Below are 11,905 nucleotides of genomic sequence, written 5' to 3'. Positions count from 1 at the left end.
CGTCAGTCAATGATGGGATCGTAATAGCAGCAACGCCATTCAACGTATCTAGCAAGGTGACAGTATAAGTTTGCTCTGTGGTGCTGCCATCTGGGTTGGTGATGGTTAAGGTCACCGTATCGCCCACTTCCACACCCGTTGGGATTGTCACGGTCGTTTCCAGACCGTCACTGTTTTCCGCCACGCTCACGCTGCCATCGGCTGCATCCGAGATGGTTAGTGCCGGCACCAAACCGCTAAGAGGACTTATATCTGCCTCAAATATATCATCGTCTCTCTCAACATTATTGGATGAAATTGAAATAGGGCTTGTCTCGAAAAAAGTTGAAACATCTGGAAACTCAACATCGCCAAAATCCAACGTAAACACTTCAGCAATAGATGAACTTATAGTTCCACCGGACGCTGTTGCTAACTCTTCAAATAACGTAGGATCTAGTCCATCTTCAAATAGTTGCTCAATAGACTCTTTTTGGTTAAGGGAAACATAATCAGATAAAGAATCTAGGTCACTGGATTCTTCATACACGGCAGAAGCCACCAAACTCCCTGATTGATCAAAAACAAGATAAACAGCCCCTTCTTCTTTCGGTGTTAATCCTTTCGTTACTTCACCAGCTTCACTAATTGACACTACAAAATTCATCTTAACCCCTTGTGAAAAAAATAAAAAAATAATTTAAAAAGAGAGTCGAGATGCATTTAGAATGCATCTCCTTTCTATCGTATTTTTTATTCAAAGCTAACAGAGCAAAACTTGACCATATTTAGAACAAGATTAGCTCAGGCTTTAAGTAAGTTCTAACAATTTTTTAAATAAGTTTAGGCCTTGTTGCTTAAATCGATGGAACTAAACCACAGTTCCAGCATCCTTTAAATAACGCTTGTATGAAGGAGCTCCATCGCCATTTTTGCCATAATAAGCAAGGCCTTGATCTACGATATCTAACCATTGAGACTCTTCTCTAGACCAGCAACGTCCTTTAGGTGGAAATCTAGTTGTTCCCTTTTCCGTTTTTATAGGATAAGACAAATTTTCTCGAATATTTGGTGCATCCCATGGGATTGCTCTCCAAGGGCCATCTGGGTCGTTATCTGGATTAGAGTATTGAGAACTCTGCTTTTCGTTTCGCGTTACTTCATTTCTAATCTTTTTCCAAGTATCAGGAGCTTTGGAGTATACGAGCACATAGTTATGTGACATTGAAATAGAGGCATCATTTGAAACAGAATAACGAGACTGCCATGCGATAGAAGCAACAAAACAATGTTCTCCGAAAATTTCATCAAGCAATATCTTTGCTCTTTGAGCCTCGTTATCATCTAACGTAATCCAAATACTTCCATCTTCAGCAAGTAATTCTTTCAGTAATAAAAGCCTCGGCCACTGTCCACTAGCGTATGCGGCACAATTTCACGCGTCGTTTCACCGCTCGATAACGACACATAGGTGATACTCAAGGCTTTGCCTTTGTGTATGGCCTCGGTGACTTTAGCCACTATCGTTAGACTCGGCTTGTTGAGGTGATAAGGCGCTTCACACGCCAGCGTTGGCTTTACCTTGCCAGTAAAGCCATCACCAAAGCCTTGACTGATGGTTGCCAGCGTTCTCACAACGTCATAGTCGAACAAAGGGGCAAATGCTTCACCGCGCTTATGCAACTTGAGCTTTTGGTCATACTCAATGTTGCTTGGTGCAAGCTCTCGGTACATTGTGAAGTCTTTCGTTGCTTGTGCGGCGGCAATGCTGAAGCGATCTACTAAGTCTGCCCGTACCGCTTCTCCCTTAAACAATAAGGTGAAGTCGATGTGGGCAATGCGATCCCTGGTTGCTTGTGGCAACTGCGCTATCTGCGAAAGCCTATCTGGCTTTCCTTTCGCACTTTCTTTAGCTAGTGAACTCGCTGCTACCGTTTGTTTCAGACCATCATTTGTCATGCGTCTTGTTTGTCCAATTCAACCAATTTCTTAAAACTCTGTTTATAAAATACGGACCGACATCGCGTACTCACATTGAAAAGCGTCACTCAATGCTGCTCTTTATCCGAAATGACTAATCAATCTCTACCGGTTGAAGCTGGACAGATGGCCATAAAACACTGAATAGGCCTCAACCTAATTAATTTTATTAGGTATCATCTAATCACAAAATATTTTGTAGGGAACACTAAACGACCACTTTTGATCTGTAAGCTAGAGTTTATCTGCGACTCTTCCTGCCCAATCTAAGATTGATTCTGTAGGAATTCCCGTAGGGTGTCCTTCAACGGATTTCGGGTGAGAAATACCAATATGCTTTTTGAAGCCAAACATGGAATCCATTTCCTTTGTCGGCCATCCCAGAGACTTTGTCACTACGCCTTTTTTGATTCGAGAAAACTGCTCTTTCCAATTGCGAGTATCAATCTGCCGTATACATTTTGTGGAGATCCATTTACTCAGGCCTGTTACATCAACTTCGAGCAAGTAATTCACATGACCATTTCGCTCCACGACAACGCAACGAATCGTTCTCTTTGCATCAGAGTCAATCAAGTAGCATTTACTAAGTCCAACCTGATCCAGCTCATGAGTGTACGAGTCAATGATTGTACAGGCGTATTTTTCCTCTAGCATTTGCACCATCATGTTAAAGGCCGTAAAACGAGAAGCATACTCCTCCGATCGATCAGTGCAATCTTGCATACCTCCTCCCATGTCTGCCGAAGGTATCTCACCATTACTACCAGGCTCATTGGTACTGACCTGATCACCAGCTTTCTTAGCTGCATCTTTGCTACTATCTGGCCGATGACTCCTTTTGGGGGTTGTTGCTTTCGACGTTGAAAAACGATTTTTAAACCTTACTGAGCAGGTATTTTCACCTAGTAAGAATGCATGGTTAGCATCGGAAGCCTCACGATCATCATCGATAATATGATCTTCTGGACGCTCGTATGGTTCAGGGCCTTTGCCACCAATGGTTGGCTCTTGGACTTCATCTGGATGCGTAAAAGACGGGTTATGAAAATAGACCCTAGACGGCATTTGAGCATTAATTTCAATATCCGTGATCTTTTCAACCAGAAAGTAGCGGCCACTTGCATCAAGCCTGCCTTCGTATTCGAAAGACCATCCAGCCATTTGGGGAGGATCGAAGTGAAATAGCCAACGCTTATACCCCGCAGATACATCTCGGTCCTTTTCGACGTTGAAATATCTAAAAATCGACTCAAATGAACGCTTTGCATTGCTATCAATGAGCAACCAGCTCAACATTGCTCTTGTTGCAGAATCATTGAATGCTGAAGGAGGAAAGTTTGATGTTTGCAACACTTCGATATTGGCATAGTCCTCCTTGGTGTTAACTTCGACCTTGAAGTCTGTAAGCAAACGAGAAGACATTAATGACGCTCGCGATAAGTACGAGCTGGCATAAAATAGGACCCTTGCCAACTCTAGCTGAGGAATAATCAGTTTAGGGGCCGAAACTCGGTCTAATACAAATGCATGTTGCTCTGACTCTTTCTTTCTTAAAGACTCTGCTGACTCTGAGTCGGGGAACTCACTCAAGCTACTATGCCGAAGGAACTCATTACTTCTAAATTTATGACGCCCTCGTTTAGCGTAACTTTCTGATAACTCTCTTTGATTAATTATTTTTCCTCGATACAAAGCAGGGACGTTAGAAAATGCAGTCGCATGAAAATTATTTTTCTGTTGTGGGGGATAACACCAAACTTCAATTGAAGGTCGGTAAGATGAATCACTTGTTCGTACTAAAATTTTACCTGTATGGACTATACGTACATCATCGTCACACTTGTAAAACCTGACTCCCATATCATTTCCTTATTTGTAATCTGATCCTGTAGTTACCCAGCCAAGTAAATCAGCGATAACTGGCATTATTCTTTCATTGGGGAGGCTTGCTGAACGCATCAATTGCCAGCGACTCATTCCTGAACCTGTTTTTGATTTTGCGATTACAGCCATGACTAGCCGACGAGCTTGAAACTCAAAGACGCTTTCTTGATACCGATTCAAAGCAAAAGATAGCAAGGGTAATAAGTTCAGTTTTTTGCTCACCGAACCGTAATCATCTAGCTGCTTGAGTAAGAAATTTTTGCTTCTTCGGGGACCATCAATAACAGTATCTAATCGTTCGACAATCCTAATAAGCTGCTTAGTTAGTAATCGGTCTCTTGCTCTCCAGTCTACTTTTTTCTGCCTTACGACCGATTGGGATTGATGGTCTCGATTGAAAGCCAATAGCCAATCTCTATCATTTCGGTACAGCCAAGCATACAGTGCACCACCACCAGGAAGTTTGCGTGCTCTCTTAACCGGGGCGTTACCTATTAAGTGACGCCACAGCTCACGTTTTTCTTCACTTGGATTTGGCACAAGCTGAGCATTGTCCTTCGGGATCGATACCGTCACTTTATCTTTTGATTTTACTTCTTTTATAATTTCACTAGCCGACATTTCAGGAATAAAAGCAGACCAAACCGTTAAGTGCTGTAGATAGCTAAAAGCTTTACGATGACGGCGAAATAACGTGCGAAGCCAGTTAGTATCTCTATCAGAATTGATGGTTAACTCAGGGGTAACGATCTTGCTTACAACTAAGTCCGCAATCTTATCGTGAGCAACCTGTTTAGGGCCTTTTCCACACCCAAAGTCGTGTGCTAGATGATTGTAGAAAAGGCTCCATTGATGCTGAGTCGGGGAGCCTTGGGCTGGTAAACACATTACCTCTTTAGCTTTGCTCGCTAAGTAAGCAAACCGCTGCGCTGTTATATTCTGGTGGTTACATAAAAAGGGCTGACATTGTATTCGGCTACATGCATGGTACGTGTGCCGACTATCATGGTAAGAGGTTGTCGATTTATTCAGAAGGCCGTGCTCAGGGCAATAAGGTAAGGATGGTAAAAACCACAACCTAGACCAATAACTTTCCCCAAATTTTTGTTTTTGCTCCGCGACACAAGCTGGGCAAACACAAAAATCATCTGATGTTTTTACAATAGAAGCTGGGGCTCCTAGCATTAGATGAACAGAGCCCTTAGCGCAATGTTTCATTCGCTCCATCGCTCTAATCCTAATGCTTTCGTCAACAAAAGGAGCGTAAATCGGGAACATTGTATGTTCATAAATAAGCTGTTGGACGTCAAATCGTCCCGTGTTAACTAGCTGCTCTGATATTGAAGATAAATGACTAGGCAGGTCAATTGTCGCAATCACTTTTCTGTCACCATACACTTCATCTAGTAGCTGTTTAGAGCTTGTTATCGCACTGCGAATTCCAGCTCTAGCTACTAAGCTATAGATTAATTCATCTGGGTAAGGGACAGGGAAACAACGCAATATTAAACCGCCTTTTCCAGTAATGACTGAATGTCTAGAATCAGACCCAAATTTGACATTGCGGTGTACACTTCGCTATCAGAATCCGATTGAGAGTGAACAAACCTCAAATCCTCACTATCAAGGGTATGCCATTGCGCCTGTTTAATTGAGAAGGCCCTCTTGCCTTTACTTGGCTTAGGCTCTTTTTTAGATAGTAACTGTTCAGGGTTAGTGAGTTGCTCATGTACCAGTGGCAGTAAGCTGACCCATGTCAAATCTAGATTCAGATCAAACAGCTGTCGTATTACAGGAGCTAAAAGTGTTGAGTCAAACTCGTCTTTTAGGGCCATATATACACGTCGCTCTTCATCGGTTCTGAGCTGTTGATATGCAAACTCCTCCGGTGTCTGCTGAACAGTTGTTGCTACCTGTTTTTGTAACTCAAGTAACCTTTTATCAGTATTGCTTAGTTTAAGATCTGAAAACTTAATCATTTCTTCAACATCACCTGAGCGAAGCGCTGCTAGCATTGGATGAACAGGTTTTAATTCATCCTCATAAACTTGTTGCATTAATTTAGGTGTGATCCTTTCTACTTTTGTCGCTATTGCTCTCAACTGACACAAGACATATAGCTTAACCACAATATCTAAAACACCTTGGCTCAGGTCATACCATAGAGAACGAATGTCATCCGACAGCACCTCATCACGTTTTTGTAGCCATTGAAGAGTCCATAACTTATCCGTGAGCGCTTTCCATTCTCTTCCTTCTTCCATTGGATCCCAAAAAATAGCTCCAAGACCAGAGCCTCGCCTTGCAGATCTCATATCAGCCTCAAATATCTCACGAGCTCGTGGTGTCCCGACCAAAATCACAGGAAGACCAATGGTATTTACTAACGTCACAAAGAAATTGAGCATTTTCTCAGATCCACCAGAGCGAGAACGACTAAGGTGCTGTATTTCATCAATAATAAGAACACCTACTGCGTGAGCATTTGCAACCTGAGCCATTGCTGCTAAAAGTGTTTCAATACTCGGTCTTTTGCTCATCGAGTATTGTCTTTCGTAATTTGATGTTCCTAACGCTCTATCCATCGCACGAAAAAAGTTCAAGCACAGCTCTTTAAGTGATCCATCATGGGAGCAGTCAATTTTTAGATAAACGACTTGCTCAAGATTTCTGTCAGGGTGGTAAATAACTTGAGGGTATAACGACAAAAGCTGCTTGATCGCTGTTGTTTTGCCATTACCGCTACATCCAATCAATGTCATACTTTGGGCTGTAGAACTAACTTCCGTGAACTTTATCGCCTTTAAATCACCAGTTAATACACGTTCGTAACCATTTTGTATATGTCTTGCCCAATCACCTGTTTCGGGGTTTCTTCCAACATAACCACGCCGTATCATCAGTGACAGTCGTTCGTGCAACTGTATGTGCTGACTGAGGGGTTGAAAAAAATCATCAATAACACGACAGATACTATGCGCTCTTTCAATACCATTTCGATGGATATCTTCTGCGGTACACCTCAACGAGCCCTTTAGAGCACTCGAGTCGTCCAAGAAACTATTTATTGGTGGTAGTGCCTCTATCAGCGGGTTACCTCGATAAGCTGAGAGTGTTGCACCTTGATAGACTGCAACTACACGATGATCTTGATTTCTCTTCATCAGCTATCACCCTCATCATCAAAGAGCTCCGGTATGAAGTCAGGCAGTTGATAACTTTCCTCCTCTCCATGTATAGGTATAACCGGTGCAACTTCTTCTTGTTTTGCCCTCGCGGGCTGTATTGCTAGTTCCTTTCTCTCTTGCTCTCGCGCATTCCGTTTATTGCCTTTGATGTCATTTATCTTTTGCGCGTTGCTCAATGTACTGGTTTTACGATTTTTTGTAGCTTTCTTCAGTTTCTTTTCAAGAAGATCATCAAAATCTCGTTCTACGGGTGCAAATTGATACTTAGCTTCAGCTAAAATCTGCTTTTGATCTGCTTGACGCTCCCATACTTGATACCAAGTTAGATCACGGAACTCTCTACTTCGACTAGAAAGATCACAAACCCAAAATGTATTTTTTCCTTCTTCAGGAAACAGATATATGTGATTAGCAGAACCAAGCTCATAGGCTGCAAATAGTTTTTTAGGTCTAGACACTTCCGAAGAACGGTGCATCCAACCTGTCTGAATAATTTCTTTTCCTGTGTAGGTTAATCCCCATAACTTTATGCCCAATTCAGATACAGTGACTTTTTGACGAGGTAACAGCAGTATTTTTGCAATATCCGTATCAATAGCTCGTAAACGCCCAGTACGATTCTGTAGGCCCCACCTCCAAAGCTCAATAGGGATCGATGGAAGGCTTTCTGGCATATCAGGAGCACGATCGTACTTATCCAATGGCTTGTTTAAGTTGTGAGCAAGTATTGAATAGAGCAGTATTTCAATAAAGTCTGATCTCGCCACAGCAGCTTCAACTCTATAGTCTCTTTCACCATGCTTCTTAACCTTGTTACCAGTTACGACACCTGGCATATAGGGCTTGAACTTAGCCTGCAATGTACCAAATGATCTCTCGACAATGCCTTTAGCATCGCCTCTTCTAGGTGGAGCACTTTCAAGGCGAACACCAATAGCATCAACCAAATAATTTGCTTGATGGCTCATCAATTCGCCACGATCAGCCAGCAACACATCGGGAATGCCTATGCATGGCCACTGTTCTTCTGAAATATCGATACCATATTTTGCGCAAGTTTCTATTTTGCTGCTAAAGCTGCATATCAGTGCTTTCATTGCAACGGGGAAAGATGGGTTATCGAAACCAATATAAAACCCTGCAACCATACGGCTAAAAACATCAATGACCATATAAATCGTCGGCCGACCGATAACCTTGTCTGCATCGTCATCATCGACCAAGTAAATATCTGCAATGGTGGCATCAATCTCATATCGACTCCCTGGGCCTAAAGCTTGCTCGGTTGCAGTTCCATGTAGTGGCCTAACATCTTTATTGTAATTGCCTTGAGGTGTTTGAACGGTAAGCTTTGTGACATTGCTATACTCGGTTTTGTAGAAGTATCTAAATTGGCGGAGTGTTGGAATTTCATGCTCTTCAACACCTGGGTTCTTTAACTTATATGCTTTTGAAAACTTTCTATGTGCATAAGCAACGGAGTTCCCTTTATCATTCATCAAATATTTATCACAAATAATTCGGAACTGTTTTCTGATTTCTTCAGTGACTTGTTTGCCATCACCGACACCGTAAACCCTAGACTTACCAGCTTTATTTGTTGTGAAGTTTCTTCTCTTTCCGGCAGCGCCTGAGTTTTTGTAGTCTGGTATTAGGGCATTTTTTATTTGTCCACGCTGCCAATATCTCCGAACTAAACGATAGATGGTCGATTTGGTTTTATTTGAATTGGCAACCGCATGACTAACCCTTTTTGCTCGAGCCCTTTTGTCAAATGCTCCTTCACCATCTACGATAGGCTTAATCAAATCAAAGTCGTTCTGCCTTTTCTGATATGCATTTGACTCTTTGGTCCAAGACTCTCCTTGAAGGTATGAATAAGGGTCCGGAATTTTTTCTATACGCCCTTCATCAACCCAGTTACGGCATTCATCAAAATAGACTCTTTCCGGTAAACCTTTATCCTCATCAATAGCAATCCAATAGAAGTAATTTGTCTCGGTAAAAAGCACGCGGTAAGCCTTACCGTCAAACGCTAGAGTTTCGTTAACTGGCCACATTACGATGCCCCCCGAACAAAGAAACGCTTCTAAACGCAATTTCTTTCGCTTTCAAACTATGAAATGGTAAACGAATATCGAACGTTATAAGCCTTGCTGCACACATTAAACGAATATCATAAAGCGACTGACCAAGATCTTGCTGGTATGCCATGTCATACTCTTTACACAGATCAACGACTTTTCTTTCTGGGTGTTGAACAAAATAAGCACTGATATGCCCAAAAGTAAGCGATAGCTCATCCGTTATTACTTCATCAAAGTACCCCTTAACCCCGTATAACCACTCAATATTCGATACGACTGTTTTGTCTATCTCTTTATCTGTTACGAGGAACCAGGGGATTCTTTTTAGCTGCCAATAACGGCGTTCTATTTCTAGCTTCTCAATAGTTCTCGGATCTTTTAAGTCTTTGGAATATTTTGCTTGAATAGCGAATTTGGGCTGAGTTTTAGAAGCGGTGCTAACCAAAAAGTCAGAGGACATGACAAGATTTACCCCTCCTTGCGAAGGGTGCCAAAGTTGACCGTCCTTGGAAATATTGAGAGTGCCATCTCTGTTGAGTGGAAACTGCTCACGAATGTCTGTTACGGCAGGGTTATGGTCTAGAAGGAGAAAGACTGCGAACTCAAGATCCGATAGTACATGATGAATCCGCCCCGTTAGGTGAGAGTAAACTCTCTGAGATCGACCTTCTGAAGGAACCTCATTGACATACAGCCACGGCTTATAGCCAGAAAGCCTTCCTGCACCTCGGCCTTCACTTATCCGCTTGATGATCTGCTTTTCAGTTAAAACGTACTTTGATTTTGCCATAACAAAAACCCGGTCAACTTTCAATCAGTTTAACCGGGTTTAAAAAGTTTTCAACTTTAGTGGTACAGTTTCAAACTTTAATGTCACAGTTCCAAACTTTAATGTCTACCGACATTAGGATTTTTGCTGTTAAGCGTAATTACTCAACCGTCACCGCTTTCGCTAAGTTACGTGGTTGGTCTACGTCCGTACCTTTGATCAGTGCTACGTAGTAAGACAGCAACTGCATTGGGATGGTGTAGTAGATCGCCGCCGTGATTTCACTAACGTGAGGCATCGTGATGATCTTCATTGTTTCATCGCCTTCGAAGCCTGCGTCTGCATCTGCGAATACGTATAGAAGACCGCCACGTGCACGCACTTCTTCAACGTTAGATTTTAGCTTTTCAAGTAGGTCGTTACTTGGTGCAACCACAACAACAGGCATGTCAGCATCAATCAGCGCAAGAGGACCGTGTTTCAGTTCACCCGCCGCGTACGCTTCTGCGTGGATGTAAGAGATCTCTTTCAGTTTTAGAGACGCTTCCATCGCGATTGGGTAGAACTCGCCACGACCTAGGAACAATGTGTGGTGCTTGTCTGCAAAATCCGTTGCTAGTGCTTCAATTTCTTTCTCGAAAGAAAGTGCCGCGTTGATTTGCTTAGGAAGTGCGTGTAGCGCTTCGACAATCTCTTTTTCTTTCTCTTTGCTGATGCGGCCTTGCTCTTTACCCAGTGCTGTTACCAGCATAAGCAGTGCAGAAAGCTGAGTCGTGAACGCTTTGGTTGAAGCCACGCCGATTTCGACGCCAGCGCGAGTCATGAATGCAAAATCGGATTCGCGAACCAAAGAAGAACCCGCTACGTTACAGATGGTCATCGCCGCCATGTAACCTTTTTCTTTCGCAAGACGAAGTGCTGCTAACGTATCTGCTGTTTCACCAGACTGAGACAACGTAATAAGAAGGCTGTTTGGACGAGTCACAAACTTACGGTAACGGAACTCAGACGCGATTTCGACGTCACAGCTCACGCCAGCAATGTCTTCAAACCAGTAACGCGCTGTCATACCTGCGTTGTAAGACGTACCACACGCGACGATTTGTACGTGTTCTACTTTGCTTAGAATGTCTGCCGCATGCACACCGATCGCATCAGTTACAACAGAGTCTGCCGTGATGCGGCCTTCCATTGTGTTGATCAACGCTTTAGGTTGCTCGTAGATTTCTTTTTGCATGAAGTGACGGTATTGGCCTTTATCACCTGCATCATGCTCTGCGTTTGATTCGGTAATTTCACGCTCAACACGTTCGCCAGTCACATCGAAAACCGTTACGTCACGGCGAGTAATTTCTGCTACGTCACCTTCTTCTAGGTACATGAAGCGACGTGTTACGTTAAGAAGTGCAAGTTGGTCAGAAGCAAGGAAGTTCTCACCGACACCAAAACCGATCACGATTGGGCTGCCAGAACGTGCTACAACGATGCGAGATGGGTCTTTACGGTCCATCGCCACTGTGCCGTATGCGCCTTCAAGTTGTTTCGCTGTTTTTTGTACCGCTTCTAGTAGAGATTCAGCTGTACGCAGTTCCCACTCAACCATGTGTGCGATAACTTCTGTATCCGTTTGCGATTCGAATACGTAACCACGAGATTGAAGCAGTTCACGCAGCTCTTCGTGGTTTTCAATAATACCGTTGTGAACCACCGTGATGTCGCCAGACATGTGTGGGTGAGCGTTGATTTCAGAAGGTTCACCGTGCGTCGCCCAACGAGTGTGAGCGATACCAGTACCGCCAACCACTTTCGCTTCATCAACCGCGTCCGCCAACTCTTGTACTTTACCTAGGCGACGAATGCGCGTTAGGTTCGCTTCAGCGTCAACAATTGCGACGCCCGCAGAGTCGTAACCGCGGTATTCCAAGCGGCGTAAGCCTTCAACTAAAATTTCTGCAACATCTCGTTGTGCTACTGCACCTACGATTCCACACATGTGTTTATCTCCGTTTGTAGTT

General features: G+C 43.2%; 8 protein-coding genes and 1 pseudogene. All 9 read right to left on the bottom strand.

Features of this window, described 5'->3' with window-relative positions:
• Nucleotides 1-646: hypothetical protein (locus tag NL646_RS16340; protein ID WP_253664451.1), on the bottom strand; the 646-nt coding region annotated here is incomplete at its 3' end.
• A gap of 204 nt (nt 647-850) precedes the next feature.
• The gene (locus NL646_RS16335) at nt 851-1,369 is read right to left on the bottom strand and encodes a DNA methyltransferase (RefSeq protein ID WP_253664453.1); all 519 of its coding nucleotides are present in this window, start codon (nt 1,367-1,369) and stop codon (nt 851-853) included.
• 14 nt (nt 1,370-1,383) lie between these two features.
• Nucleotides 1,384-1,938 (bottom strand): annotated as a pseudogene (locus NL646_RS16330) (WYL domain-containing protein); the annotation flags it as partial.
• Between the two features lie 255 nt (nt 1,939-2,193).
• On the bottom strand, nt 2,194-3,822 hold the full coding sequence (locus tag NL646_RS16325; protein WP_253664450.1) for a Tn7-like element transposition protein TnsE: 1,629 nt from the start codon (nt 3,820-3,822) through the stop codon (nt 2,194-2,196).
• Between the two features lie 9 nt (nt 3,823-3,831).
• A complete protein-coding gene (locus tag NL646_RS16320; protein WP_253664449.1) occupies nt 3,832-5,349 on the bottom strand; it encodes a TnsD family Tn7-like transposition protein in 1,518 nt (505 codons plus the stop codon).
• Nucleotides 5,350-5,351: 2 nt separating this feature from the next.
• Nucleotides 5,352-7,010, bottom strand: a complete 1,659-nt coding sequence (locus NL646_RS16315; protein ID WP_253664448.1) for an AAA family ATPase — start codon at nt 7,008-7,010, stop codon at nt 5,352-5,354.
• Nucleotides 7,010-9,094 (bottom strand): transposase, encoded by a 2,085-nt coding sequence (locus NL646_RS16310; protein WP_253664447.1) that lies wholly within the window; start codon nt 9,092-9,094, stop codon nt 7,010-7,012. The genes NL646_RS16315 and NL646_RS16310 overlap by 1 nt, the downstream gene beginning before the upstream one ends.
• Nucleotides 9,081-9,911 (bottom strand): TnsA endonuclease N-terminal domain-containing protein, encoded by an 831-nt coding sequence (locus tag NL646_RS16305; protein WP_253664446.1) that lies wholly within the window; start codon nt 9,909-9,911, stop codon nt 9,081-9,083. The genes NL646_RS16310 and NL646_RS16305 overlap by 14 nt, the downstream gene beginning before the upstream one ends.
• Before the next feature lie 139 nt (nt 9,912-10,050).
• Complete coding sequence (gene glmS, locus NL646_RS16300) at nt 10,051-11,883, bottom strand: glutamine--fructose-6-phosphate transaminase (isomerizing) (protein WP_005453795.1); 1,833 nt, start codon at nt 11,881-11,883, stop codon at nt 10,051-10,053.
• Between the last annotated feature and the right edge of the window lie 22 nt (nt 11,884-11,905).

Origin of the sequence: Vibrio sp. Y20_XG_PY13 (assembly GCF_024181925.1) — a bacterium.
GTDB lineage: Bacteria > Pseudomonadota > Gammaproteobacteria > Enterobacterales > Vibrionaceae > Vibrio > Vibrio parahaemolyticus.
The sequence above is the reverse complement of the archived record's forward strand: the minus strand, read 5'-3'. Positions and strand labels throughout refer to the sequence as shown.